Origin of the sequence: Psychrobacillus sp. FSL K6-2836 (genome assembly GCF_038003085.1) — a bacterium.
Taxonomy (GTDB): Bacteria; Bacillota; Bacilli; order Bacillales_A; family Planococcaceae; genus Psychrobacillus.
The window spans coordinates 2,070,557-2,096,640 of sequence record NZ_JBBOOM010000001.1 but is presented as its reverse complement, the minus strand read 5'-3'; the positions used below and the strand labels follow the sequence as shown (position 1 = coordinate 2,096,640).

The 26,084-nt window shown below is 36.4% G+C and carries 26 protein-coding genes; 17 read left to right on the top strand and 9 right to left on the bottom strand.

The window, feature by feature from the left end; translation table 11 throughout:
- The first annotated feature begins 182 nt into the window (after window positions 1-182).
- The 7 genes from MKY37_RS09720 to MKY37_RS09690 all read left to right on the top strand — a co-directional run bounded on the left by MKY37_RS09720 (window position 183) and on the right by MKY37_RS09690 (window position 7,567).
- Window positions 183-860, top strand: a complete 678-nt coding sequence (locus MKY37_RS09720; RefSeq protein ID WP_340776528.1) for a response regulator transcription factor — start codon at window positions 183-185, stop codon at window positions 858-860.
- Window positions 857-2,224, top strand: a complete 1,368-nt coding sequence (locus tag MKY37_RS09715; RefSeq protein ID WP_340776526.1) for a sensor histidine kinase — start codon at window positions 857-859, stop codon at window positions 2,222-2,224. Before MKY37_RS09720 ends, MKY37_RS09715 begins: the two co-directional genes overlap by 4 nt.
- 74 nt (window positions 2,225-2,298) lie before the next feature.
- Window positions 2,299-4,263: an MMPL family transporter gene (locus MKY37_RS09710; RefSeq protein WP_340776523.1), complete on the top strand. Its 1,965-nt coding sequence runs from the start codon at window positions 2,299-2,301 to the stop codon at window positions 4,261-4,263.
- Window positions 4,264-4,265: 2 nt separating this feature from the next.
- On the top strand, window positions 4,266-4,667 hold the full coding sequence (locus MKY37_RS09705) for a hypothetical protein (RefSeq protein ID WP_340776520.1): 402 nt from the start codon (window positions 4,266-4,268) through the stop codon (window positions 4,665-4,667).
- A 196-nt stretch (window positions 4,668-4,863) separates the two neighbouring features.
- Window positions 4,864-5,238, top strand: a complete 375-nt coding sequence (locus tag MKY37_RS09700; protein ID WP_340776517.1) for a DUF4306 domain-containing protein — start codon at window positions 4,864-4,866, stop codon at window positions 5,236-5,238.
- 70 nt (window positions 5,239-5,308) lie between these two features.
- Window positions 5,309-6,601, top strand: a complete 1,293-nt coding sequence (locus tag MKY37_RS09695; RefSeq protein ID WP_340776515.1) for an alpha/beta hydrolase family protein — start codon at window positions 5,309-5,311, stop codon at window positions 6,599-6,601.
- A 66-nt stretch (window positions 6,602-6,667) separates the two neighbouring features.
- Window positions 6,668-7,567 (top strand): phosphotransferase enzyme family protein, encoded by a 900-nt coding sequence (locus MKY37_RS09690; RefSeq protein WP_340776513.1) that lies wholly within the window; start codon window positions 6,668-6,670, stop codon window positions 7,565-7,567.
- A 68-nt stretch (window positions 7,568-7,635) separates the two neighbouring features.
- Here the strand turns inward: MKY37_RS09690 and MKY37_RS09685 are convergent, their stop codons facing one another.
- On the bottom strand, window positions 7,636-8,538 hold the full coding sequence (locus MKY37_RS09685; RefSeq protein ID WP_340776511.1) for an EamA family transporter: 903 nt from the start codon (window positions 8,536-8,538) through the stop codon (window positions 7,636-7,638).
- Between the two features lie 13 nt (window positions 8,539-8,551).
- Window positions 8,552-9,124 (bottom strand): GNAT family N-acetyltransferase, encoded by a 573-nt coding sequence (locus MKY37_RS09680; protein ID WP_340776509.1) that lies wholly within the window; start codon window positions 9,122-9,124, stop codon window positions 8,552-8,554.
- Between the two features lie 157 nt (window positions 9,125-9,281).
- On the opposite strand from MKY37_RS09680, the gene MKY37_RS09675 reads away from it, so the two are divergent.
- The 7 genes from MKY37_RS09675 (at window position 9,282) to MKY37_RS09645 (ending at window position 13,805) form a co-directional block, all read left to right on the top strand.
- Window positions 9,282-9,479, top strand: coding sequence for a PLDc N-terminal domain-containing protein (locus MKY37_RS09675; RefSeq protein WP_340776507.1), 198 nt, complete (start codon window positions 9,282-9,284; stop codon window positions 9,477-9,479).
- Window positions 9,476-10,381, top strand: a complete 906-nt coding sequence (locus tag MKY37_RS09670; RefSeq protein ID WP_340776506.1) for an ABC transporter ATP-binding protein — start codon at window positions 9,476-9,478, stop codon at window positions 10,379-10,381. Before MKY37_RS09675 ends, MKY37_RS09670 begins: the two co-directional genes overlap by 4 nt.
- Entirely contained in the window at window positions 10,374-11,156 is a 783-nt protein-coding gene (locus tag MKY37_RS09665) for an ABC transporter permease (RefSeq protein ID WP_340776503.1), read from the top strand. The genes MKY37_RS09670 and MKY37_RS09665 overlap by 8 nt, the downstream gene beginning before the upstream one ends.
- Window positions 11,157-11,172: 16 nt before the next feature.
- On the top strand, window positions 11,173-11,877 hold the full coding sequence (locus tag MKY37_RS09660; protein ID WP_340776501.1) for a CBS domain-containing protein: 705 nt from the start codon (window positions 11,173-11,175) through the stop codon (window positions 11,875-11,877).
- A gap of 90 nt (window positions 11,878-11,967) precedes the next feature.
- Window positions 11,968-12,240: a hypothetical protein gene (locus MKY37_RS09655; RefSeq protein ID WP_340776499.1), complete on the top strand. Its 273-nt coding sequence runs from the start codon at window positions 11,968-11,970 to the stop codon at window positions 12,238-12,240.
- A 130-nt stretch (window positions 12,241-12,370) separates the two neighbouring features.
- On the top strand, window positions 12,371-12,997 hold the full coding sequence (locus MKY37_RS09650; protein WP_340776497.1) for an NAD(P)-dependent oxidoreductase: 627 nt from the start codon (window positions 12,371-12,373) through the stop codon (window positions 12,995-12,997).
- 10 nt (window positions 12,998-13,007) lie between these two features.
- A complete protein-coding gene (locus MKY37_RS09645) occupies window positions 13,008-13,805 on the top strand; it encodes a metallophosphoesterase (RefSeq protein WP_340776494.1) in 798 nt (265 codons plus the stop codon).
- A 688-nt stretch (window positions 13,806-14,493) separates the two neighbouring features.
- On the opposite strand, the gene MKY37_RS09640 is transcribed toward MKY37_RS09645, so the two are convergent.
- The 7 genes from MKY37_RS09640 to putP all read right to left on the bottom strand — a co-directional run bounded on the left by MKY37_RS09640 (window position 14,494) and on the right by putP (window position 20,949).
- Window positions 14,494-14,682, bottom strand: a complete 189-nt coding sequence (locus tag MKY37_RS09640) for a CsbD family protein (RefSeq protein WP_340776491.1) — start codon at window positions 14,680-14,682, stop codon at window positions 14,494-14,496.
- Window positions 14,683-14,745: 63 nt separating this feature from the next.
- Window positions 14,746-15,489 carry a hypothetical protein gene (locus MKY37_RS09635; RefSeq protein ID WP_340776489.1) on the bottom strand — a complete coding sequence of 248 codons (744 nt, stop codon included), beginning with the start codon at window positions 15,487-15,489 and terminating at the stop codon, window positions 14,746-14,748.
- Between the two features lie 2 nt (window positions 15,490-15,491).
- A complete protein-coding gene (locus MKY37_RS09630; protein WP_340776486.1) occupies window positions 15,492-16,019 on the bottom strand; it encodes an RNA polymerase sigma factor in 528 nt (175 codons plus the stop codon).
- A gap of 106 nt (window positions 16,020-16,125) precedes the next feature.
- The gene (locus tag MKY37_RS09625; protein ID WP_340776482.1) at window positions 16,126-16,725 is read right to left on the bottom strand and encodes a response regulator transcription factor; all 600 of its coding nucleotides are present in this window, start codon (window positions 16,723-16,725) and stop codon (window positions 16,126-16,128) included.
- Window positions 16,726-16,727: 2 nt separating this feature from the next.
- Entirely contained in the window at window positions 16,728-17,858 is a 1,131-nt protein-coding gene (locus MKY37_RS09620) for a sensor histidine kinase (RefSeq protein ID WP_445323034.1), read from the bottom strand.
- A gap of 90 nt (window positions 17,859-17,948) precedes the next feature.
- Window positions 17,949-19,001, bottom strand: a complete 1,053-nt coding sequence (locus MKY37_RS09615; RefSeq protein WP_340776478.1) for a fatty acid desaturase — start codon at window positions 18,999-19,001, stop codon at window positions 17,949-17,951.
- Between the two features lie 463 nt (window positions 19,002-19,464).
- Window positions 19,465-20,949 carry a sodium/proline symporter PutP gene (putP, locus tag MKY37_RS09610; RefSeq protein ID WP_340776477.1) on the bottom strand — a complete coding sequence of 495 codons (1,485 nt, stop codon included), beginning with the start codon at window positions 20,947-20,949 and terminating at the stop codon, window positions 19,465-19,467.
- 141 nt (window positions 20,950-21,090) lie between these two features.
- On the opposite strand from putP, the gene MKY37_RS09605 reads away from it, so the two are divergent.
- From MKY37_RS09605 to MKY37_RS09595, 3 genes are read left to right on the top strand one after another with little or no spacing between them, the layout of a single operon-like run.
- On the top strand, window positions 21,091-22,254 hold the full coding sequence (locus MKY37_RS09605) for an exonuclease SbcCD subunit D (RefSeq protein WP_340776474.1): 1,164 nt from the start codon (window positions 21,091-21,093) through the stop codon (window positions 22,252-22,254).
- Window positions 22,251-25,331, top strand: a complete 3,081-nt coding sequence (locus MKY37_RS09600) for an SMC family ATPase (protein WP_340776472.1) — start codon at window positions 22,251-22,253, stop codon at window positions 25,329-25,331. The genes MKY37_RS09605 and MKY37_RS09600 overlap by 4 nt, the downstream gene beginning before the upstream one ends.
- A 13-nt stretch (window positions 25,332-25,344) precedes the next feature.
- A complete protein-coding gene (locus MKY37_RS09595; protein WP_340776471.1) occupies window positions 25,345-25,845 on the top strand; it encodes a nucleoside deaminase in 501 nt (166 codons plus the stop codon).
- Window positions 25,846-26,084: the final 239 nt, after the last annotated feature.

Below are 26,084 nucleotides of genomic sequence, written 5' to 3'. Positions count from 1 at the left end.
TAGAATAAATTATCTATGATTGCACTAGATTAGCATGAGGTAAGTGGTATTAAACTAAGTAGAGGTCCATAATAGTAATTGTACAAAAGTAAATAAACTAAACAATAGGAGCCACAACAATATAAATCACTTGCCGAATGGGAAAGAAGGAGACACAATATAGGTGAAGAGGGGGGTTATATGTGGTTGTAATATTAGCAGTAGATGATGATATGCATACGTTAGAGTTAATATCAATTTTTTTATCAAACACAGGGTATCGAGTTGTAAAGGCAAGAAATGGGAAAGAAGGGTTAGCATTAATCGAAAAGGAAATGCCTGATCTTGCAATAGTTGACGTGATGATGCCAGAGATGGATGGTTTAACGCTAACAAAGATTATTCGAGAACAGTATGATTTTCCAATTCTATTACTAACAGCAAAAGGACGTCTAGAAGATAAAGAAAAGGGCTACTTAGCAGGATCGGATGACTATTTAGTAAAGCCCTTTGAACCGAAAGAGTTGTTATTTCGTATCCGCGCAATATTAAGAAGATACGACAAAACAAGTGATGCCAATATACAAGTAGGAAATATGTTGATCAATAGAAAGAGCTTTGTGGTGCAAATAGGGGAAGAGATACTAGTCCTACCTTTAAAGGAATTTGAATTGCTTTCTAAGCTTGCGTCGAAACCAAACCAAGTCTTTACTCGTGATCAATTAATCGAAGCGGTATGGGGGATTGATTTTGAAGGGGAAGAACAAACATTAAGTGTACATATAAAACGGATACGGGAACGATTAGCCAAAACGCAAACAGATATAGAGATTAAGACGGTTCGGGGAATGGGATATAAATTAGAAGGAATGCATGTATGAAAACCTTATATAGTAAATTTGTCTGGATGACACTCCTTATTATGTTTGCAAGTGGGACAATAGGTTTTATGATTGTAAATACGTTTTATCATCAAAATTTGAAAGAGAAAAATGATGAGAAAAATGTAGAAGTAGCTAACTCTATAGTAGAGCTTATCGAATCTTCTAATGTATATAGCATAGAGTCACTTCTACAGACAATTGGAGATACTGGGTACCAGATATATATTGTAAGTGAGGACGGCGAAGAGAGCTTTTATGGTGGGGATTTCAGGGCTCGTGAAATTAGTGATTCTATTGTGAAGAAAGTTCTAAATGGCGAGGTATATCATGGAATGCGAGAGTTTCCAAAGGAGACGTTTATAACTGGATACTTTTCAAATGAATTAACAAATACAGTAGGGATCCCATTCACGTATGAGGATAAAAGTTACGCACTTTTTCAAAGACCTAATATTAAATTTCTATTTAATGAAATTCATCTCCTTTTAGGAGGACTTGCAGGAGCAATGATATTCATTAGCGTTATTGCTATGTTAATCGTTGCCAAAAGGATGATTGATCCTCTAACAAAACTGACGATTGCTACAAATAAAATTGCGAATGAAGATTTCCAAGTGCCAATACTAGTAAACCAACGAGACGAAATTGGTCAATTGGCGGACAGCTTCCGGAATATGGTGAAGCAATTGGAAGCTAGTGACCGCTATAAAAAAGATTTTATCGCTAGAGTGTCGCATGATTTTCAAACACCATTATTAAATATACAAGGATATGCTGCTTTGCTAGAGAGTGGGGATTTAAATGGAAATTACGCAGAAATCATTCAAAAAGAAGCAAAGCGTTTATCGGGATTAATGAAGCAATTATTATTACTTACCTCATTCGATCAAGCGAATACTCGAACGAAAAAAGAGTTATTTCAACTGGACGACCAATTGAAACAAGTTGTGTTGAAATTTAGATGGCTATTAGATGAAAAGGATATTTCCATCAAATTGCATTTGAAAAAAGTAGAGGTATTGGGAGATAGAGAGATGTTAGAATACGTCTGGGAAAATCTCATTTCTAATGCGATTAAATACAATTACTCTCCGGGAGAAATACAAGTAGAAATGACAGAAACTACGGAAAATGTGCAAGTTATCATACAAGACACTGGTATCGGAAACAAAAATACGGACTATGGACAATGGACGGAACGATTTTACCGAGAGGATGCAGCGAGATCTACACAAATCGAGGGCAGTGGGCTAGGTCTTGCAATTGTAAAGGAAGTCATTCAGTCGCATAATGGCATGCTTTCATTTGAAAATGTAGAACCCCATGGAACAAAGGTGTACGTCCAACTAAAGAAGATGTAATTCCCCGTTCATCTTCTGTTCACTTTCGAAATGTATAGTTACCCCTGTAAGGAAATTTAATAGGGGGTAGCGAAATGAAAAACAAGCGTACTTGGCTTATAACTTTAACGAGTTGGTTAGTTATAGTAGTATTACTTTCTTTTCTTGCACCATCCAGTAAAGAAGTTGCAAGTACATCCAAAAATGCTGGTCTTCCAGAAACTGCTTTATCCATTCAAGCTGATAAAGTAGTAAAAGAAAATTTCTCTAGTAGTGAGGGGATACCTCTCCTAATAGTTTTTGAAAAAAATAAGGCTGCCACAGATGAAGAAATACAAAGCATTCTTACATTAGTGGAGAAGAATTATCCAGGTATACCGAAGTTTTCAAAAATCCCTATGGAGCAACGAAATTCTTTTGTGTCTGAAGATAAGAAGACATTCTTTGTGCCATTAATTTTAGAAGGACAATTAGAAAGTAAAGAGATTCATGCGCAAGTGAAAGAGATTAAAAAGAATGTATCTAACATTATCCCATCAGGTTTTACTATTTATTATACGGGACCGGCTGGTATAGCAAGCGATACAATTGAGCTATTTTCACAAGCTGATGTAGTTTTACTTCTAGCAACTGTAGGGATTATTTTTATACTATTAATCATTATTTATCGCTCATTCATTCTTGCTATCATTCCACTAATTGGCGCTGGAATTGTATATGGTGTAGTGGATCGACTGATAGGACTAACTGGTAAATTTACTTCTATAACGATTGAAAACCAAGCACTTTCCATCATGATGATTTTATTGTTTGCCGTTATTACCGACTATTCTCTACTACTTTATGCTCGTTATAAGGAAGAGCAGGATATGAGAATAGCACTTGCTAAAACAAGAGAAACTATCCTGTTTAGTGGTGGTACTATTTTAGCAGGAGTAGCAACACTTGCCTTTGCTATTTATGAACCGTACCGTAATTTTGCCCCAGTGTTTGCAATTGCAGTAGTCATCATGCTAATCGCGGGACTTACATTATTGCCAGCTTTGTTTGCACTTGTAAAAACACCGAAAAAGAAAGAAAAAACAACAAAGCTTTGGGCAAATGCGGGAAATGTAAGTACGAAAAAGCCTTGGAAAGTAGCAATACCAATTTTGTTACTACTAGGTATTGGCACATGGCATGCAACGACAATTATCTATTCATACGATTTACTGGCATCTTTCCCAGAAGAGTTGTCTTCAAGAGAAGGTTTTACAAAGTTAGGGGAGGCATTTTCGGAAGGTGAAATAGCACCAACAACGATTCTCATAAAATCAAAAGACGAGAAAGTGACTGCAGATATTCAAGAGAAATTAGAAGATAGACCGATGGTAAGTCAGGTACGACCTTCGACTTCAGAAAGCGAAAAGTACACAAAGTTTTCTATCATATTAAAAGCGAATCCTTATAGCAAAGAAGCTTTAAATGAATTGGAAATGATAAGAGATGAATTGGAAAGCCAACATGTTTTAGTAAGTGGAGAGACAGTAAAGCAAGTGGATATTCGGGATATTAATAATAGAGATACATTACTCGTAATGGGGTTAATGACGGTATTGATTGGATTAATGCTTGCTTTCCAAACTAAATCGATTCGGGCATCTTTGTTAATGATGTTATCCATTTTATTGTCATTCGGGGCGGCTTTAGGATTCTCTACATGGATTTTCGATGTGTTCTTTGGTTATACGTCGTTTAGTTATCGAATCCCGCTTTACACATTTGTATTTTTAGTGGCACTAGGTGTGGACTACTCAATTATGTTAATGAGTAGGTTGAAAGAAGAACGAAAACAGTATGACGAACAGGAAGCAATTGCGAAAGCGGTTGAAAAAACAGGCGGTGTTATTTCTTCGGCAGGGTTAATACTTGCTGCTACATTTGCTGTTTTAATATCGCAGCCAGTCATGGAGCTTAAACTATTTGGTTTTGCTGTCGCGATTGGTGTACTGCTGGATACGTTTATCGTTCGACCATTATTATTACCAGCGTTATTAATAATTACAAATAGGGGGAAATGACAATGCAAGAAAAATGGAGTTTACGACTAGTTAGGTTTGGAGCATTATTTGGATTATTGGGAGCTTACCTTGGTTCTCATATGGCTGGGGCGGGATCTTATGCACTTCGTCCAATTCATGCACATATATTATTGGTTGGATGGTTATCGTTATTTGTTTATGGGCTATTTTATAAGTTGTATAAGATTAAGTCTCCTAAGTTAGTAGCAATCCATGGCTGGTCCGCTATAATTGGGGCGATTGGATTGACATTAGGTATGTATTTACAGTTTATACACCCTTTCCAAGTAAATGAGACGGTTGCGTTAATCACGTATATTGTAGGTGGAACGATATTGTTGATCAGTTTTGCTATATTTGTTTTAGTGACTTTTAGAGTAGAAAAAGGTAGAAGCGCAGTCTAATCTGTGCTTCTGCTTTTTTTATTTTTAATTTAATGACCTTCCAATTAATGTATACTTTTAAATAACTGAAATAATATATCAACATTTGAAAGAGTGTACCAAATAATTTGAGTATTAGTTGTAGTTTTTCCCTACTACTTTTTTCTACTTTCATTAGTTTTTATGAAGGATCACAAATATTAACAAATACTTTGGTGTGGAGCATACAGCGACTTTTTCTCATTGGATAAACGGAGATACGACTGTTTCTAGTGATATTTTAACAATTGATTATTTGGTATATACAGCAAAACATTCTACCTTCTTTCCACTGCTAATGTTGAGTTCGCTAAGTACAATTTTTTCAACTAGTTTTTGGTTGTTAAAAAACAATCAAAAAGTGACAGTTACTTTTTGTATGATAGTAGTAGCATTCGCAATCGTTATATTAATCGTCCTGAAAGACTCGCCTACAATTGGATTGCATTTAATTTCCATGTTTTTTGGTATACTAATAATCTTTTCAATGATAATGACTTTTTGGACCGGCAAAAACTATAAAAAAGATGAATACTATATTAGTGAAGTGTGATATTTTATCATTCTTTACACACCAATCGGCTTCTGTTATATTAGTCATATAACAGAGGTGGGGGGATTGTATGAGGAGACAGCGAATTGTTTTTTCTTTAATAGCTATGGTCTTTTTATTACTTGCAGCGTGTAGTAAGGAAAAAGAGGAGGCATCAGAGATGAGTTCATTAGAAAATATAGAAGGTGTATGGGAAGGGTCTATTAATATACCCGAACAACCCCTGCCAATTATTGTTGAATTCGAAAAAGACAAAGGAACGATTAGTATTCCAGTACAAGGATTAAACGAATATCCACTCACAGGTGTGAAATTAGAAGAACCGGACGTGTTTTTTAATATGAATATTCAAGGCCAGAAGTTAACGTTTGATGGTAAAGTCGAACAAGAAAAAATTACCGGAACTTTCACTCAGCAAGGGCAAACTTTCCCTTTTGATTTGGTGAAGGGAAGTAAAGAGGAGGAAGTAGAAAAAGATCGTTTGGTGGAAGTGAAGGTCCAGGATGGAACGATGTCTGGGCAGCTAGAAATCCCTCAAGGGGATGGACCTTTCCCTCTTATGGTCGTCATTGCTGGTTCTGGTCCTACTGATCGAAACGGAAACTCAATTGCATTGCCCGGAAAAAATAATAGTTTGAAAATGCTCGCGGAGGATTTAGCGGTAAATGGTGTGGCAACTATCCGCTACGACAAGCGTGGTGTTGGAAAAAATGCAAGTTTGGCAGGCAAAGAAGAAGATTTGCGATTTGACCAATACATTGATGATGCTGCTGCATGGGTACAATTCGCAAAAAATGATAAACGTTTTTCAAAGATTGGAATAATCGGTCATAGTGAAGGTTCCCTTATTGGAATGGTGGCTAGCCAAAAAGTAGATACGGACGTATTCATTTCCATTGCTGGAGCAGGAAGACCAATCGATCAGATTCTCCTTGAACAACTCAAAGCACAACTTCCAGCAAACCTAATGGAAGAGTCCACCGATATTCTGGAAAAATTAAAACAAGGTGAGCAAGTGAAAACAATAAGTCAGGAATTGCAAAGCGTGTTCCGATCATCGGTACAACCATATATGATATCTTGGCTAAAATATGACCCAGCTGAGCAACTGCAAAAGTTAAATGGACCAGTACTTATAGTGAATGGAAATCTCGATATTCAAGTCCCTGTGAAAGATGCAGAGCTATTACATCAAACGAAAAAAGATTCTGAAATACTTATTGTTGATAAGATGAATCATATATTGAAAGAAGCGCCTGCCGATCGAGAAGGAAATATCGCTACGTATTCAAATCCTAATCTTCCATTAGCGAACGGGTTAGTGGATGGTATAGTCGATTTCTTGCAAGAACATGTAAAATGAAGTAATGTTTGAACACAATGCTGAACTTTTTGGAGTTCAGCGTTTTTACTATAGGGGGAAAATGGGATGAGAAAAAGTCATATCCGACTAGATGGAGGTTTTCATAACGAGGTTTATTATATTGAGGAAAAAGATAAAGTAGTAAGAGTGTCTAATGCTAGAAAAACGAAGGAAATGGTTTTACAGGAAATTGAGTGGATGAATTTCTTATACGAACAGGAGGTTGCTGTTCCTAAGCCTGAAATGCATGTGGAAGATGAAAACGGGCAAGTAAGGACATATTTCGAGTACGTAAAAGGCGATATGATGGATGTGAAAAACGTTTTACATTGGAATGAAGAAGTATTTGAACAATGGGGAAAGACCTTAGGAAAGATGCATGCTCTATCTAAAATTTTCAAAGTAGTAAAAATACATCGACCTATTTGGACAGTTGAGAATACTGATGTGTTTGGTATTAGGGCAAACTTATCCTCATGGTTAAAGGAACTTTACGACAGACTGATGCAAAATCTATGTGAATTTGATAGCACAGAAAGCACATTTGGTCTGATTCATAATGATTTTCATCAAGGGAATCTAATCATTACAAAGGATGGAACTATTACAACGATTGACTTTGATGATTGTGCATTTAATTGGCATGCACAAGATATTGCGGTTGCCTTCTATCATGCATATTGGCAACATAGTTCTTACAATGGCGAAACAAAAGCTTTTCCAAAGACATTTATGAATCATTTTTTTACGGGGTATCAATCGGAAAGTTTGCTTCATGAGGACATTGTCAAACAAATTCCTATATTCCTAAAGATAAGGGAGATTTTTTTATACCAGCTATTTAATAGTAAATGGGATAAGAACAATTTGGAGGAATGGCAAAAGTATACTTTGTTAGACTTGGAAGAAAAGATTAAAAATAACAATCCATATGCTGGAATTAGTGATTTTTCAATCTATCTATAAATTTAAAAAACAAAAAGAGCCTAAATTCCTGTGCGAATTAGACTCTTTTTAACTGTATATCAAGTAGATTATAAAGCAGTTTTCCGTTTTTTGTTTTTCGAAATTGTAGCGAGCGTTGGAATACACATACCAACTAAAATCACGATTATTCCTAAAACTTGTAGCCATGATAATGCCTCGCTCAATACGAGTACCGAAACAATTACGGCAACAGGTAACTCCATCGCACTTAATATAGAAGAAACTGCGCCACCCACTTTAGGTACTGCAATTACAAAGAAGTAGATTGGAATAATGATACCTAACAATCCAAGAGCTAGTCCATAAAATAGTAGTGGTTCTGTAAAGAGTTTTCCGTTCCATATTATTTCTGGGTTTTGGAAGATAGCGATCATAATCATTGCGATAAAAGAGACGAATAATAGACGGGTAGTTGTATTCATGCCCTCGACTTGCTTTGTGTTAACATTCATATTTAAGGAGAATGAAACTGCAGCGGCAAAACCATAAACCCAACCTCTCCAGTCGATTCTACTCAAATCAACATCAAGAACACCAGCTGCTAAAATCGTTCCGACAAATAAAATAATAAGCGAAATAACTTCTGGTCTTGTTGGTAACCGTTTTCTTAAAATACAATCGATTAACGTTCCAATCCATGTAAATTGGAATAGCATAACAACTGCAAGGGAGGCAGGTAAGTATATAAGCGACATCCCATAAACAATTCCTGTAGTAGCGGTAAATATACCAGCTAATAAAATAATCTTAAAACCTCCATATAACCGTGGAAGTTTTCGTTGAGTAATTAGGTAAAAAATTAGAGCCAACATAAATCCTACAATATATTGACTAGAAATCGCTTCAGAGGCTGTGTATCCATCTCCGATTGCTAGTTTAACCATAGTTGATAAAGTCCCATAACTGCTTGCTGCAAAAACAACCATTAGGGGATAAATCCATAATTTCATATAAGTTTCTCCTTTAATCTGCACCTACAGTTTTCACCATATGATGAAAAGGCTCACCAATAATTGTCCAAGGACATAGGGTATCAAATCCTAGACGATTATACAAGCGAATTGCAGCATCTTTTTCAAGCTCCACATTCAAGGATAATATACCACCACCTGAATTCTTCACTAATTGTTCTGCATAGCTTAATAATTTCGTGCCTATCCCATGACCACGGTATGTCGGATCAACTACAACAGTGTCGATATACCACTCACCAGGGGCAGTTTCAGGGTCTATTGTGACAACAGCACCCTTTTTGTTAGATAAATATGCTTCTAAATTTGCATCTAGAATAATTGCCTGTTCCGCAGTATAAAACACCAATACTCCCGCAACATGTCCATTCATTTCAGCAATATACGTATTTAAATAGGAATGTCGATTATCCGTCTTTGTAAATAATTGTATGAATTCTTTAGTAATGGCAGTTTCTTCTGTTTCTCCAGTCATCTGCATAGAGATGTCTCCAATGGCTTCCATTATTAGTGGAATAGCCTCAGTTGCATCTTCTTTGTAAGCTTTTCTGATTAATATTTCCATTATATATTCACCTTCCAACTGTTCATTATACCATAGTGTTTCTTAAAGTACCTAAGGGCAATATAGGGTATGTAATAATAGAAATATTAAGAAACTAATTGAAACTTTTCTGTTCTATATTCAGTAGAATAGTGAAAAGTTAAAAGGAGGAGTGACAATGAACTGGGATTCAATACCTTGGATGCTCATCTTACCAGTGCTTATCATTCAACTATTATTAGTAATTATTGCAGTGATTGATTTGTTACGGGTAAAGCACACTAATGGACCGAAGTGGATGTGGGCACTTATTATTATTGTTATCAATATTATTGGACCTGTTATTTATTTTATAGTGGGGAGACGAAATGAATGAAAACATTACTTCATGTGCAAGGGCTAACAAAGGAATATGGGAAAGAAAAAGCAGTAAATGAGGTTACTTTTTCACTAAATAAAAATACTGCAACTGCGTTGATTGGACCGAATGGTGCTGGTAAGACGACCACGTTATCTATGCTAGCGGGACTCTTACGACAAACAAGTGGAACAGTAGAGATTAATAGCGATATGAAAAGAGACTTTCGAAGAGAAATAGGCTTTTTGCCACAGTATCCGCAATTTTACTCATGGTTAACAGCACTTGAATTTACTGAAATGGTAGCGAAGTTAAGTGGGTTAGACGGAAAATTTGCTAAATCGCAAGCTGAAAGAACATTAGACTTTGTTGGCTTAGGAGATGCGAAAAACAAAAAAACAGGGACGTTTTCGGGTGGTATGAAACAACGACTAGGATTAGCGCAAGCAATTGTGCATAAACCAGGATTGCTATTGCTAGATGAGCCTGTATCCGCATTAGATCCAGTGGGCAGACGAGAAATTTTGAATCTACTAAAAGAACTGCAAGAACATACAACTATTTTATATTCCACTCATATTTTAAATGATGCAGAAGAAATGACCGATCAGCTGTTGTTTTTAAGAAAAGGGCAATTAGTGGAGCAAGGATCGTTAAAGGAAGTAAGAGACAAGTATGCGAATCCATTATTTAAAATTCTCTTTTCGGACTCGGAGGAAGCAGCAAAGTTTATCGAAATCGCTCCATGGCCTGCTAGACAAGAAAACGAGGTTGTTTTTATACATCTTGAGGAAAACAAACCAATGATGAATGAAGTCTTACATGTACTTGCTAATAGCAATCTGCGATTATCAAAAGTAGAGCGAGCATCAGCCAGCTTAGAAGAAATATTTTTACAGGTGGTGAATAAGCATGAATAATTTCTCTATACTATTTCAAAAAGAGTGGCGTGAAAATGTTCGAAACTTTAAAATTCTATGGATACCCCTAGTGTTTATCTTATTTGGTATTTCCGAACCGTTAACCTATTATTATCTACCACAAATATTAAATGCAGTCGGAAATATGCCAAGTGATATGGTTTTTCAGCTTCCCGAGTACACACCTGAACAAATAATTATGTCTACAATTGGTCAGTATCAATTTATTGGAATGTTAATTGTAGCATTTGGATTTGCTGGAATCATTGCTAGGGAGCGCAAAAATGGAACGTCAACTATGTTATATGTAAGACCGATTTCTTATACCGGTTATGTGTTTAGTAAGTTAGCTATTATGGGCATCTTAATTATAGGAAGCGCATGTATCGGCCTGTTGGCAAATGTCTACTATACGTATATTTTGTATGGTGCAGTAGATGCGTTTACGTTTATTGGGTTCCTAGGAACGTATAGTATATGGTTGTTATTTGCTATTAGTGTTGTTATTTGTTCCAGTGCAGCTTTTTCTACAGGAATAGCTTCTGTTATATCGATTTTTTTGTTAGTAGTCGTCCAATTAGTGGATGGTCTGTTAGGTGCTTACTGGACCATTTCACCTTGGAAGTTACCGATGTATGCAGGGCAAATATTAAGTGAAAATATAGACAAAACACCATTTTTCTGGAGTTTAACTATAACTTTAGTGGTAGTAGTGTTGTTATTAGTAGGAGCAGTTTATATAGCTAAACGAAATGTAGCTAAAGCAAAAATATAATGGTGGGGTGATTTAGGTGGTAGCTCGTAATTCTGATCGATTTATTGTATCCTACAACCGAATAGACCAATTGATGAAAGACCTGATTGGTACGAATGAGCATATGGCATTTTTTCGGTTAATTGATTTTGCTAAAAAGAAAAATGCCATTATTAGAAGGTACGAGGCAGATTTACGAGAATTCGGGGATTTAAGAAATGCCATTATACATCATCGAACCTCTTTGGAATTTGCCATTGCTGAACCGCATGACGAAGTTGTGGCAAAAATGGAGGAAATAGAAGGAGCATTAGCTAAACCGATTACAGTTGCTCAAATGTTCCGGACAAATGTGACGATCTTTCAAGAGACCGATTCACTCAGCTACGCTTTAAAAGTGATCAAAGATAAAAAGTACAATCAGTTCCCTGTTTATATAGGGAAGACCTTTAAAGGACTTATCACCCCGGTAGGCATTACTATGTGGATGGCAAGTAAAGTGGATTCTGAATCCTTTTCGAGAAAAAGAACAATGTTGTCGGAAATACTAGCTCATGAAAGCAATAGAGATAATCATAGATTTATACATGCGCAGACATCCGTTTTTGAAGCAGTAGAAATATTTAAATCCTCCGTAATACGTGGAAGACGCCTAGAAGCACTTCTTATAACGGAAGATGGAAAAGCTAGTGATAAATTAATTGGAATTATAACTCCTATGAGTTTATTGAAGGTGGAATAATTCAAATAAGGTAGTCTTTTTCTTGGGAACGGTCATAATATTAAGGTAGGCACTAAAATGTCTAAAGACAGTCGAAAAAGGGGGAATATAGTGGATTCATTAGAAAAGGTCCAAGAACAGGGATATGACACCCATGAGAAAAAAGGTCAAGACATGACAGTTGGGGATTGGTTAATCACAATGCTTATACTAATTATACCTATCGTCAATATTGTCATGCTGTTCATTTGGGGGTTTGGAAATTCCGATCCAAGACGTAATTATGCGCGAGCTTCACTGATTTGGATGGCAATTTGTATCGTTCTTATGATTATTTTTTATGGAGCAGTATTTGCATTTATTTTTTCTTTAAATAGTTATTAATTATTTCCTGGGAAATAACATAGTTCGACATATAAGAGTGTTCCTTTGTAAAAGAAGGGATGCTCTTTTTGATGTTATACTAAGAAAAGAGCTAGAGGTAGACAGAAAATGAATAAAAGGAGCGACCTAGATGAAAATAGCACTCTTTGGAGCAACTGGACGTGTGGGACATGCAATACTCACGTTATTACTAGAAAAAGATATAAAAGTTACTGCATTGGTAAGAAATCCTAAAAAGGTGCAACCTCAGGTTGGTTTAACCGTCCTACAAGGCGATGCAAGAATCATTGCGGATGTAGAAAGAACACTAGATGGAGTTGATGCAGTTATAAGTGCACTCGGCACCGATAAAACTAACGTATTAACAGAATCGATCACACATATAATTTCTATTATGCAAAAGCGGCAGCTAAAGCGAATTATAACAATTGGTACAGCAGGAATATTGGATAGTAGGGCAGAGCCAGGATTACTACGTTATCAATCATCCGAATCTAAGCGTAAATCCATAGTAGCTGCGCTGGAACATCATAAAGTTTATGATTTATTAAAAGATACTTCACTTGACTGGACTATTGCTTGCCCAACCTATTTGCCAACGGGAAATTCAACGGACGAATTTATTATATTGCGAGATAAGCTGCCAGAGGATGCGGTTCAAACTACGACAGGGGATACTGCTTTATTCACCGTAAATGTGCTATTGAAAAATGAACATATTGGTTACCGAGTAGGAATCATGAGTCCACAATATTAGGAGAAAATAAATGAAGAAATTTTTAATGTTTACCATAGTGATTATCATTTTGTTGTACATAAGCAATAGCTGGATTCAAACTACTGAAATTACCGTGGAGTCGGATAGAGTTCCCGCTAGTTACGATGGGGTAAAGATACTGCAAATTTCCGACTTACATGATGCAACCTTCGGAGACAATCAGGAAAAACTAGTAAAGAAAATAAAGAACACAGACCCGGACCTTATTTTTATCACTGGCGACCTTATTGATAGTAACCGATACAATTTAGATCAAAGTTTAGAATTGGTAAGGCAGATTGTTGATCTTGCTCCCATCTACTATGTGACGGGAAACCACGAAATCGCTACTAATGATACTGAGAATATAAAGACTTCTTTAACTGAACTAGGAGTAAATGTACTTTCTAATGAGGAACAAATAATTGAGCATAATGGGGAACAAATTCGTATTATTGGTATTGAAGATCCTCTTAATGGGATTCTAGTGAATGAGGCTTTAAGTCAATTTGAGAACAATGATTTGTTCACTTTAGTACTATCCCATCGACCTGAGACCTTTCCAGATTACGTAGAATATGAAATGGATGTTGTTTTTTCTGGACATGCACATGGCGGACAGTTTCGACTTCCAGGTCTAGGAGGATTAGTTGCCCCCGGACAGGGGCTATTTCCTAGCTATACAGCGGGAATGTACACCGAAAACACTACACATATGATTGTGAGTAGGGGACTAGGTAATAGTGTTATCCCTGTAAGAGTATTCAACTCACCGGAGATTGTCCTGGTAACCTTAAAGAGTTTGTAAATGAAAGGACCGCTGACTAAAACATATAGTCAGCGGTCATATTTTTAAAAGAAAGAAGTATATAAAAATGTACCGTGTACACTGGGTTTGTGGCACTTTTAAAAATGAAAAATACAGCTGATTTCCGTTTCAGGTGGTTACAAAGGAACGAAGGCTAGGAGCGCCACCTTTCACTACAATCCATTAGTGTGTAGTACTCCACTATAAGATTTAGCATAGCTTATCGCTTAGATGATAAGATTGGTCAAATTTTAGAGAGTGATCAAAATTATTTGTAATCACTTTTGAATTAGAAATGCTAATATCCAATGAAAGAGGAAGAAAGGAGATTTTCTTTTATGCTAGTGGAAATACAGCGAAATAGTAAGTGTTCACAAAATAAAGAAGCGAAATAGCGAACGAAATTGCATCTTCGAGAGCTTACTCTATGAATTAGAAAGTATCTTTTCTCTAGTTATCCAAAAAAGCACTAACCTGTTTCTAAAAGTAGTAAAAGGGCGACGGACAGACAAACGCCATAAGATTACCAAAGAAAAAATGATATTGGTTGTGACGGACGTCACAACCAATATCACTAAAAAATTCACTCGGTAATAATATAGCAAAACGTCTGTAAAAGCCCTTCGAAAACGATAGAAACATGTTTTGAGCTTATAGGATTGGGCATGTCTTTTGCACATTTTTCTTATTAACGATCGTTTTTACGATCGAAGCGATCTTTTATTTCTCCAACTTCTTTTTGAACTTCACCTTTTAATTTATCTATTTTACCCTCTGCTTGTAATTTATGATCGTCGGTTGCATTACCAATTTGGTCTTTTGCTTCACCTTTAGTTTTGTTCACTGTACCTTTTACTTTGTCGGATAATCCACTCATGTATATTCCTCCTCCAAGTTTTTAACTCTACTGTTTATTTACCCTCGAAGAGGAAGTCTAAACTTAATCTACTATTTCAAACTCTTGCAGCATAGCATAGAATCTTGCACCATGACCTTCTGCAGCCTCTAAAAAATACTTTTCTGTAATGACAAAGCTTCCGCCATTAAGATTATCTACAACATAGACGTTTGTTACAGGGCTATTCCATTCTGATCCGCTAATACCATGTAATTTAAAGCCTTCTAATGGTTCTGTAACAGATTCTGTTTCTGTCACCTTTGTATATTCTGAAGCAAGCTCTGTTTCTAGGGTTGAGACCATTTCTTGTGGTGCAATATCTGTAAATTGTTTAATTTCCATTGAAACTTCCGGATATCTTTCTTCCAATGGCTCTTTAGTTGTGATGATATCCGATTCTTCTCCTTTCACAAGCTTATATCGCTCTTCGTCGATATAAATTATATAATCGGAGTCTTTACCTTCCTGCAGGTTTACATTAGTTTCTTCTTCGTTTCCTTCGATACTTTGAATAATTTCTTTTTCCGGAACGAACATATCCTTAATTTGTTTGATAAAAGCACTACCTGTTTCCGTTTGTGTGCTGAATAGAATCATTACCCCGGCAGCTGCTGCAATAACAATTGGAATTACCTTCGATTTCTTTTTCATCTTTTTCTCCTTTCTGCTTTTTGTTTGGAAAAGCTCTTGATCTATGTGGTTCCAAATATCTTCTTTTAATGTAGAGGAGGTGTCCTCTGTATGGTCTAAAATTTCTTTTTTAACTCGATCATCTAATTGCTCCATTATTAACTTCCCTCCATTTCAATCAACTCTAATTGAGTCTTTAACAAGTTTCTTCCATTGAACAGCCTAGATTTTACGGTATTCTGATTCAAGTCTAAAATAGCGGCAATTTCTTTTTCAGAAAAACCCTTTATATATTTCAATAAAATAGGAATGCGATATAAATCAGCCATATTTTGAATCATGTTATACAAGTCGGATAGATTCTCTTTCGAATGCTCCGCCAGTTGTTCATTATTTTCCATCGTAGAATTATCCACTGGAGTATTTTTCTTCTCTTTAGTTAAAATGCGATAACACTCATTTACTAAAATACGATAAAACCATGCATCGAACGATAAAGTGGAATTATAGGAAGATATATTGCGGTAAACTCTTATAAATGCTTCTTGCACAGCATCCTTTGCATGTTCATCATTTCTTGTGATTGCTTTTGCTGTTCTAATTGCATAATTTTCATACGTATCATAAAACTGTTTAAAAGCATCACGGCTGCCATTTCTAATTTCTTTTAAGATGTCATTATTCATGTACGCTTTTTCACTCCTTTCACTATATATACCCTGCGAGTTGGCAAAAAGTTTAGTTCAAAATAAAAAAAGCTCAGGAGCAATTTGCCCTAAGCTTGTACATAAATTATTTAAACCAACCTTTTTCTTTAAATCTAGAAATGGCCTCAATTCGATTTCCAACGTCCAGTTTATCTAAAATAACGGAGATATAGTTGCGGACAGTACCAGTCGTGATAAACAGCTCACTGGCAATCTCTTTTGTGTTTTTTCCATTTGCGATTAACCCAAGTACCTGACTTTCGCGGTCTGTAAGAGGATTCTCCTCTTCATAAGCCATATCAACAAGCTCAGGAGCATATATTCGGCGACCATCCATAATTACACGAATGGAATTTGCTAGCTCTTCACTCGGGCTATCTTTTAATAAGTACCCATTAACGCCGGCTTTACGTGCACGCTCGAAATAACCGGACCTTGCGAAAGTGGTCAAGATAATCACCTTACAATCATTTCCTTTTAACTCCTCAGCAGCATCCAGCCCACTTTTAATAGGCATTTCAATATCCATGATACAAATATCTGGCTGCAACTGTTCAATTAGCTTTAACACTTCTTCCCCATTATTAGCTTTTCCGACAACTTCCATGTCCTCTTCTAAATCGAGTAACGAGCCTAGAGCACCTAGCACCATTCGTTGATCTTCTGCAATGACAATTCGTATCATGTCTATTCCTCCTGACTTGGTTGTTGAATAACATTAGGGACACGTATATTCAATGTAGTCCCATTTTTTGAATGAATGTCTAGCGTCCCATTCACAAATTCTAGTCTTTCTTTAATACCGAGAAGGCCATGTCCCTTAGACCAATTTGTTTTCTCTTCCAAACCTTTGCCGTTGTCATATACCTTTAACAATGTTTCTTTCGCCGACTGTTTAATGGAAATTGAACAAGTAGAAGCACCACTATGCTTGACTACATTATTTACTGCCTCTTTTAAACACATACTAAGTACATTTTCTACAAGAAGAGGAGTATTCACTAATTTAGGACTACCGCTCACATTATACTTTATCTGTGCGGCATTTAGGATTTGATTGATCCGGAATAGTTCATCCTCCAGTTTTGTTCCACGCATATTTGTTACGAGTTCTCGAACCTCTTTTAAGACAGAACGTGCTGTCTGGTTAATATCCAAAATTTCCGTTTTAGCAGCTTGCGGATTTTTTTCAATCAATCGGCTAGCTAAATCACTTTTCAATCCTATTAGTGAGAGCTTTTGTCCAAGTGTATCATGCAAATCTCTTGCGATTCTTTCTCTTTCTTCAATAATAATATACTGAGAAATTTTTATCTGTGCTTCTTCTAATTGATCTTCTAGAGCCTCACGCTGATTTCGAGTATATGTATTAAAGGGCAATAGGATAACGCCTATCAAACAAATAATAAGAAATGGTAAATGGGAGAGAAATAACTCAGTTTGTATGAAAAATCCTATAATAACTGCTGCAATAGTCGCGACTAAATGAATACTATAAATAACAAAGAAGCTCACTCGTCTTTTTATATTTCCGATTAAAAAGGATAAGAAAATGGAGAAATATATGTAACCATACAAATAAGTCATCCAAACACTGATAGAAATTTCTAATGCAACGGATAAATATAATAACCAACCTTTAGTTGAAAAAGATAATCGGTAGGCGATAAAAAATAATAATGTCAGTGCCAATCCTATAACAATCTCCATAGGACCTGTGGACCTAAATATAAAAAAGAATGGAAAAATACAAAAAACAATCCAAGCATAAATACTTAGCCACGGAGATTTGGGGAATATTTGATACCATTTGGACACTTATTTCACCTTCTTGCCTATGTATACTTTAATTCATTATAATGCAAAAACCATTCCTAGGTAATTATGGGAATGGTTTTTGCAGAAATTTTACTTACTTTCAAAGGTTGAGTTTTTTGAGTTCAACTTTACGGCTTGATTAGAATTTTTTAATAAATGTTTTATCTCTTTGAAGTTCACAAAACTTTTATTATCTTCATCGAATAGTCGGAAATGGATAGACTCCAAACTCTTACGTAAGTTAATCGTAGTAGCTTTGTGTAAAGGTGGTGTAGAATCATGTGCTTTTTCTAGATTATAGTTAGGAACCCTTGGGCTCAAATGATGCACATGATGGAATCCGATATTTCCAGTTACCCATTGTAAAACTCGAGGCAACTTGTAATAAGAGCTTCCTTCTATAGCAGCTTTTACATAATCCCATTCCGATTCATCTTCAAAATAGGAATCCTCAAATTGATGCTGAACATAAAATAACCAAATCCCAAATGCTCCAGCAACGAATAATATAGTACCTTGAATGATCGCAAATGCTTGCCATCCGATTAACCAAATCATCAACGCATAAATAATAATTACAGAAATATTGATGAGATACGTATTGTTGCGTTCTTTGCCACGAGCACCTTTACGGTTAATCCGGTTGCTAACTAAGAAAAGTAACGCTGGTCCTAAACCGAACATAACAATCGGATTTCTATAGAGACGATAAGAAAGTCGTTTCATCGGCGATGCTTCGATATATTCTTCTACAGTCATCATCCAAATATCTCCAACGCCACGTTTATCTAGATTTCCACTAGTAGCATGGTGGATATTATGTTCACGTTTCCATTTTTCATAAGCGAATAGCGTAATAATTCCTGTAATTGTCCCAGTAATATCATTGGCTTTTTTATTTTTAAAGAATGACCCGTGTGTACAATCATGAAAGATGATGAATATCCGAACGACAAATCCAGCCGCGATAACAGACAACCCAACGGTTAACCATACAGATACATCTAAACTTATATATGCTAAAAACCATAGAATAAAAAATGGTGGGATAGTGTTGATTAGTTGAATAATACTTTTTTTAAGTTCGGAGTTTTCAAAGGGTTTTACATTTTTACGTAATGCGAGTGTTTTTTCTCTGCTCATTTTATTCCTCCTGTTGTGAATTATTATCTTAATAATAAGGAAAATCAAAAATTAGTAGTAGGCATAAACGTCAAGTCATAAGTATGACAAGTGTCATATAGGACATATAGGTTATACAAAAACGAAGAATGTAAAATTGACTAAACGAACAGAACCAAAGGAAGCTTACTGAGGCATATAGGGGTTTCGAAGTTGGCGTACTTGAAGCTACAACTTCATTTTGGTTTTTTGGCAGACGAAAATCTTTCGGGATTTTTCCAAATTTATTTTGCTCTTACCTTCCATTATTTATACTCGCCAAACAACACAAATCTCGAACTAAGAATCACATGATTCCTCTTTTTAAATGCATTTCATCAATTAGAATAAAAAAGAGTCCCATGACTCTTACTAATACTACCTAGTAGTAAAGTGAGATACATGAGACTCTAATTAAAAACGGTCAATTCATAAAGTATTTATATTAACGATCTTTTTTCAACAAACGTAATGTTTCATCAAATTCTTTTTCAATCTCCGCATTCGGCTTGTATGTCATTAAGCTGACTACAACTGCAACGATTAATGCAAGTACAAATCCAGGGACGATTTCATATAATGCTCCAGAAAGTGCATCATTTGTACCCCAGACTACAACAACTACAGCACCTATGACCATACTTGCTAATGCTCCAGCTGAAGTAATTTTTCTCCAGTAAAGTGTTAGTAAGATAACTGGACCAAATGCTGCACCAAAGCCTGCCCATGCAAATGCTACAAGACCTAAGATTGTTTCATTTTGTTCCCAAGCAAGGATTGCAGCGGCAATGGAGACCACTAATACAGCGGTTCGACCATAGTTAACGTACGTTCTGTCAGATGCATCTGTTTTAATAATTGCTTTGTATAAATCTTCGATTAATGCTGAAGAAGTAACGATTAACTGAGAAGAAATTGTACTCATAATTGCTGCTAAAACTGCCGCTAATACTAGACCAGCTATAAATGGATGGAAAACAACTTGTCCTAGTGCGATGAATATTGCCTCAGGACTTGATAGTTCTAAATTCGGATTTTGTTGGTAGTATGCAACCCCTACTAATGCAGTTGAAATTGCACCTACAAGACTTAAAATCATCCAGCCAATACCGATTCTACGAGCTTGTTTAGTTTCTTTAACAGAACTAATAGCCATAAAGCGAACGATAATATGTGGCTGACCAAAGTAACCTAGTCCCCAAGCTATAGAGGAAATAATACCAGCAGCTGTTGTACCGGCGATTAAACTTAAATGAGTTGGGTTCACAGCTTTAATAGATTCCACTGTTTCGCCAATTCCACCAGTCATAAATACACCAAAGATTGGTACACATATTAATGCAAGGAACATAAGGAGCCCTTGAAGGAAATCTGTATAACTAACAGCAAGGAATCCTCCAAATAATGTATAAGCTACAACTACTGCAGATACAACTAAAAGTCCTGTATGATAGTCTAAACCGAATGAGCTTTCAAAGAAAACTCCTCCTGCTACCATTCCAGAGGATACATAAAACGTGAAAAATAGTAAAATGATTAAACCAGATGCAACACGTAATAAACGAGATGATTGCTTTAAACGACTTTCTAAATAACTAGGAATTGTAATAGAATTGCTTGATACTTCTGTATATACACGAAGTCTTGGTGCTACATAAAGCCAGTTAAGATAGGCACCTATTGTAAGACCTATTGCAATCCAAGCTTCACCCATACCTGATAAATAAATTGCACCAGGTAAACCCATTAGTAACCAACCAGACATATCTGCAGCTCCCGCACTAAGTGCAGTAACAGCAGGACCTAGTGAGCGTCCACCGAGCATGTAATCCGTTAAATTGGCAGTCTTTTTGTAAGAGTACCAGCCAATTGCTAACATAGCGATCATATAAATAATAATGGCCGCGAGTTGATAAGTTTCTGTAGACATGTTAACATCCTCCTCCCTCTTGTCATCATAACATGGTGACAAAGTAGGCGCATCAAAAATTTTGCAATATCCATAATTTCCTATTACTTTTGAATTATCAATTAAACGGTAAACGTATATAAAAAGAAGGAGTGTATTTCTTTGAAATTTTTCCACACAGCAGATTGGCATCTTGGTAAATTGGTACAAGGCGTATATATGACGGAGGACCAACGTGTTGTTTTACAACAATTTCTCCAAGCAATCGATATAGAAAAACCAGATGCCGTAATTATTGCGGGAGACTTGTATGACCGGGCCGTCCCCCCTACAGATGCAGTGCATTTATTAGACGAGCTATTTGAGGAGATAGTGTTGAAGCGAAAGACCCCATTGTTAAGTATTGCAGGAAATCATGATAGTCCAGGGCGCTTAAACTTTGGAAGCAATCTAATGAAAGAAACGGGCTTACATATTGTAGGTCAATTAAGCCGAAATATACAATCTGTCATTTTAAATGATACTTATGGAGAGGTGCATTTCCACCTTGTACCATACGCAGATCCTTCTCAAGTCCGATACCTATTGGAAGAAGAGACAATTAATACACATAACCAGGCCATGAAAAAAGTAATACAATCAATAGAAGAGAAGATGGACAAAACGAAAAGACATGTATTTATAGGACATGCATTTGTAACTCCTCATGGTCAAGAGGAGGAAAATACGAGTGATTCTGAACGCCCTTTAGCTATAGGTGGAGCAGAATATGTAGATGCTAGTCTATTTCTACCGTTTCATTACACAGCCCTAGGACACTTACACCAAGCACACTATGTATTAAACGAAACAATCCGGTATTCAGGATCTCCATTGAAATATTCAATTTCAGAGGAGCACCACAAAAAAGGGTTTTTCATTGTGGAGATGGATGCAGAAGGTAATACGACTGTGGACAAAAGATTACTTGAACCTATTCGGGATATGCGGACAGTAGAGGGGTTCTTAAAGGATATATTAAAACAACCAGTTAGTGAAGACTATGTGTTCGTGAAGCTATTGGATGACACACCGATTTTATCTCCGATGGAACAAATACGAACTGTCTATCCTAACGCCATGCATGTGGAACGAAAAGCGTTCCAATTAATAGGTTTGCAGGAAAAGCAAGAAGTTGGACGGACAAAAAAGGATGAATTCACATTATTTCGTTCGTTTTATACCGAAGTCAGTGGAAAAGAAGCATCTGAAGAAACTGAACAAATCTTTAAAGATGTATTAACTTTATTAGCACAGGAAGAACGGGAAGGAGGAAAAACCAATTGAAACCAATTCAACTGAAAATGAGTGCGTTTGGTCCATACAAGTTTACTGAAACGATCGATTTCACGGAGTTAAACGGCAATCAGTTATTTGTTATTTCTGGAGCAACTGGAGCAGGGAAAACGACGATATTTGATGGCATTTGTTTCGCACTTTACGGGGCAGGAAGTGGGGAGGATCGTCGCGATACGAAAATGATGCGTAGTGATTTCGCAACAGATGATACACATACTTCTGTCGAGTTGATCTTTGAGATACATAATCGACGTTACCGTATATTGCGACAGTTACCTCATGTAAAAAAAGGAAATAAAAGTGCAACAGGTGAACGATACGAATTTTTTATGGTACAAGCTACTGGAGAAGTACCTGCTGTAGAAAGACAGATTGTATCAGAGATCAATAAAAAAATAGAAGAAATCATTGGATTGACTTTAGATCAGTTCAGTCAGATTGTCATGCTTCCACAAGGGGAGTTTAGAAAACTATTAACCTCTACTACAGAAAACAAAGAGGCTATATTACGTAAGATTTTTAAAACAGAACCATATAAAATAATTCATGAAAAGTTAAAAGAGAAAAAGGTAGTTGCAGAGGCAGAACTAAAAAAAGAGCAATTGAGTCGAGATAATTTCACGGAAAAAATTATTGCTTCATTTCCTAATCGAGAGTCTAATCTTTTTCAAATGATAGAAGAAAGTAACTTTAATACTTTTCAATTAGTAGAAGCTTTAAAAGAAGAGACTAGCTTTTATAAAGAGAAGATCACACTAGATGAACGTAAATGTGAAGAAGCTTATGAAAGACATATCAACAAGCAAAAGGCATACCATGAATCAAAAGCTATCAATGACCGCTTTAGGGAGCTAGAAGTAAAAGAGGAACAACTTAAAGCTTTAAGAGAACGTCAAGATGAATTCATGCAGAAGCAGCAACAATTAGATTCTGCCGACCGCGCGAGCATTATAGAGCCTGTCGAAAATTATTTCAATGAACTGGAGCTAGAGGTAAAAGGGAAACAGGATTTATTTGAAAAGGCAAAAGAAGGAAAGGTAACTGCAGAATACACATTACAACAAGTAGAAGCTTTTTTTACAAAAGAATCTACTAATAAGGAAGCGCGGGAAAAAAGTCTAGAGACACTTATTCACTTAAATAGCCTATTGCCTATATTGGAAGAATTAGAGACGAAAAGAACTGGGCTGCTAAATTTAGAAAAAAATAGCTCCAAGTTGGAACAAAAGCTTGAGATAATAACAGCAAGTATTCAAAGTCAAAAAGTATCTAGTAAAGAACAAAAGCTGCAAATAGAGATGTTAGAAGAACTTGTTGAACCATTAGACGACAGAGTACAACACCTTACTTTGCTACAAACACAGCATAGTAAACTACAGGAATATAAAGTGGTTGATCGGGAACTACATATGCTGATCACAGAGGAAACAAAACAGCAAAATAAGTTCCAACAATGTAAAGAAACTTATGAAGTCATCGAACAACAATGGATAGGAAATCAGGCAAGTATATTAGCATCTAAACTAGTAATGGGCGAGCCCTGTCCAGTATGTGGAAGTATGGATCATTCAAATTCACATGTTGCTACAGGGGTGCAGAAGGTTGAAGAAAGTGAGCTCCGATTAGCAAAAGCAACATTAAATAAGGAAGAGTCTATACTATTAACCTTTCAGGCAAAAAAAGAGACAGCGGAAGCGCAAAAACAAAAAGTAATCGTTCAATTGAAGGAATACGAAGTAGATGCTGGATTAGTGGAGCAGGTAGAAACGGATCTTCTAGATATGCAAAGAGAAGTTCAACAGCTTCGTTTAGAAAAAGAAACGCTTTCTTCATTGAAACAACCTTTTAAAGAGACCTTAGCCAAAATTGAAACGCTAGAACAGGAAAAAATAGAGGTCGATGCATTATACAGAGAGCAATCTAGCCAAGCGAAGCAAGCAAAAGCGATATATGCATCGAAGTTAGCTTCAGTACCTAGTCATATACCAACCTTACAGCATTTAAAATCGGAAATCACTCAGGCGACGAAACAAAAGGAGCAATTCGAAAAAGCTTGGGAAGAAGCACAAAACAGGATGAAGATTGCCCAAGACGCAAGTATAAAAGCACACTTGTCACTTGAGCATACACAAGCATCTTTAGAGGAAATAGAACTAAAACGAGACAAGGCACTAGAGAACTTTTATAAAGCCTTAAGCAAAGCATCCTTTGTAACGATGGATTCCTATATAGCTGCCAAGCTAGCTGAATCAGAACGAGAAGGTCTTAAATTACAATGTGAAGAGTACAAACAAAATCTTCATACAGTAATGGAACAAGTAAGAGAAGGAAAAGTACAACTGGAAAACAAAACAAAAGTGGATCTGACACCCCTAGAGGAAGAGCTGCATCAGTTAAAAGAAGCGTATGGGCAAGCTTTAGCAACAGTTAAAAGTACGAAGGAATACGAAAAAGCGGGAAGAGAAATAGAAGAAAAAATTGCCTCTACTAGTGAACGAATCGCATTATTGGAGGAACAAGTACATCGAATTATGGACCTGTACGACATATTAAGAGGGCATAACCCGCTGAAGATATCATTTGAGCGGTATGTCCAAATTGAGTACTTAGAGCAAATTGTCCAGGCAGCCAATGAACGCTTAAAGCATATGTCGAGTGGGCAATTCCAATTGCTTCGCAGTGAAAGACAAGAAACGCATGGGAAACAAAGTGGTCTTGGGCTGGATGTATACGATGCATATACGGGTCAAAAACGAGATGTAAAAACATTGTCTGGCGGCGAAAAATTTAATGCCTCTTTATGTCTAGCACTTGGAATGGCAGATGTCATCCAAAGCTTCCAGGGCAACATCCGTATCGAGACAATGTTTATCGATGAAGGATTCGGGTCCCTTGATGAAGAATCTTTAAACAAAGCTATTGATACATTAGTTGATCTACAAAAGTCAGGTCGAATGATTGGCGTCATCTCCCATGTGGCAGAGCTAAAAGCAGCCATCCCTGCTATTTTGGAAGTAGAAAAACAAAAAGAGGGCTATAGTCGAACAAAAATTGTTATTAAATAAAGGAGACTTTCACATGGATCAGGATAGATTCTTTTTAGAGCTGGCATTGGAAGAAGCCAAGAAAGCATTGCAGGAGAACACGTATCCTGTAGGCGCGGTTATCATAGATGAAGATTTCAACGTGATCGGAAAAGGGAGAAATAGAGTGCATCCTAGCCAAGATATTACAGCACATGCTGAAATAGATGCTATGCGAAACGCAGGATCCACCATGTTTGATGCCAAAATTAACAACAAAAAGTTCACTCTTTATAGCACGCTGGAGCCTTGTCCTATGTGTACGGGAGGAATTTTATTTGCTAAAATTCAACGAGTCGTCTGGCTACTAAATGACGACCAAGGGTTTGGTGGATATAAGAAGATTAAGGATTCTGCCGTTTTTTTGGAAAAATTTAATCGGATTGAAATGGTAGAGGAGCCATTGGAAGATTTGAAAAAGAGGCAGCTAGATTTAATGGCTAACTGGGCAACGAATCCTAATAATGTGATTTCTCTGCGTCAGAGCGTACAATAGGAGAATAATAGTATTTGAAAAAGTCCCATGAACATTGAGTTCACGGGACCTTTTCAAATGAATAATACTGCAGATTGCACGTTTCCTGTAGTAGAAGATCCAATAGCTATTACGATCCAAGGAATCCTAATTCTTGGTTGAAAAACTGGTGCAAGTTAAAGTATTAAACTATCTAGTCATAGGACAATAATCTGCTATATAATATGTATAAAAAAATGAAATAATTGGAAATGGAGAAA

Excerpts from the sequence above, each read along its gene's own strand:
- MKY37_RS09715 (WP_340776526.1), top strand. The coding sequence starts at position 857 with ATGAAAACCTTATATAGTAAATTTGTCTGGATGACACTCCTTATTATG.
- MKY37_RS09710 (WP_340776523.1), top strand. The coding sequence starts at position 2,299 with ATGAAAAACAAGCGTACTTGGCTTATAACTTTAACGAGTTGGTTAGTT.
- MKY37_RS09705 (WP_340776520.1), top strand. The coding sequence starts at position 4,266 with ATGCAAGAAAAATGGAGTTTACGACTAGTTAGGTTTGGAGCATTATTT.
- MKY37_RS09695 (WP_340776515.1), top strand. The coding sequence starts at position 5,309 with ATGAGGAGACAGCGAATTGTTTTTTCTTTAATAGCTATGGTCTTTTTA.
- MKY37_RS09690 (WP_340776513.1), top strand. The coding sequence starts at position 6,668 with ATGAGAAAAAGTCATATCCGACTAGATGGAGGTTTTCATAACGAGGTT.
- MKY37_RS09685 (WP_340776511.1), bottom strand. The coding sequence starts at position 8,538 with ATGAAATTATGGATTTATCCCCTAATGGTTGTTTTTGCAGCAAGCAGT.
- MKY37_RS09680 (WP_340776509.1), bottom strand. The coding sequence starts at position 9,124 with ATGGAAATATTAATCAGAAAAGCTTACAAAGAAGATGCAACTGAGGCT.
- MKY37_RS09675 (WP_340776507.1), top strand. The coding sequence starts at position 9,282 with ATGAACTGGGATTCAATACCTTGGATGCTCATCTTACCAGTGCTTATC.
- MKY37_RS09670 (WP_340776506.1), top strand. The coding sequence starts at position 9,476 with ATGAAAACATTACTTCATGTGCAAGGGCTAACAAAGGAATATGGGAAA.
- MKY37_RS09665 (WP_340776503.1), top strand. The coding sequence starts at position 10,374 with ATGAATAATTTCTCTATACTATTTCAAAAAGAGTGGCGTGAAAATGTT.
- MKY37_RS09650 (WP_340776497.1), top strand. The coding sequence starts at position 12,371 with ATGAAAATAGCACTCTTTGGAGCAACTGGACGTGTGGGACATGCAATA.
- MKY37_RS09645 (WP_340776494.1), top strand. The coding sequence starts at position 13,008 with ATGAAGAAATTTTTAATGTTTACCATAGTGATTATCATTTTGTTGTAC.
- MKY37_RS09640 (WP_340776491.1), bottom strand. The coding sequence starts at position 14,682 with ATGAGTGGATTATCCGACAAAGTAAAAGGTACAGTGAACAAAACTAAA.
- MKY37_RS09635 (WP_340776489.1), bottom strand. The coding sequence starts at position 15,489 with ATGGAGCAATTAGATGATCGAGTTAAAAAAGAAATTTTAGACCATACA.
- MKY37_RS09630 (WP_340776486.1), bottom strand. The coding sequence starts at position 16,019 with ATGAATAATGACATCTTAAAAGAAATTAGAAATGGCAGCCGTGATGCT.
- MKY37_RS09625 (WP_340776482.1), bottom strand. The coding sequence starts at position 16,725 with ATGATACGAATTGTCATTGCAGAAGATCAACGAATGGTGCTAGGTGCT.
- MKY37_RS09615 (WP_340776478.1), bottom strand. The coding sequence starts at position 19,001 with ATGAGCAGAGAAAAAACACTCGCATTACGTAAAAATGTAAAACCCTTT.
- putP (WP_340776477.1), bottom strand. The coding sequence starts at position 20,949 with ATGTCTACAGAAACTTATCAACTCGCGGCCATTATTATTTATATGATC.
- MKY37_RS09595 (WP_340776471.1), top strand. The coding sequence starts at position 25,345 with ATGGATCAGGATAGATTCTTTTTAGAGCTGGCATTGGAAGAAGCCAAG.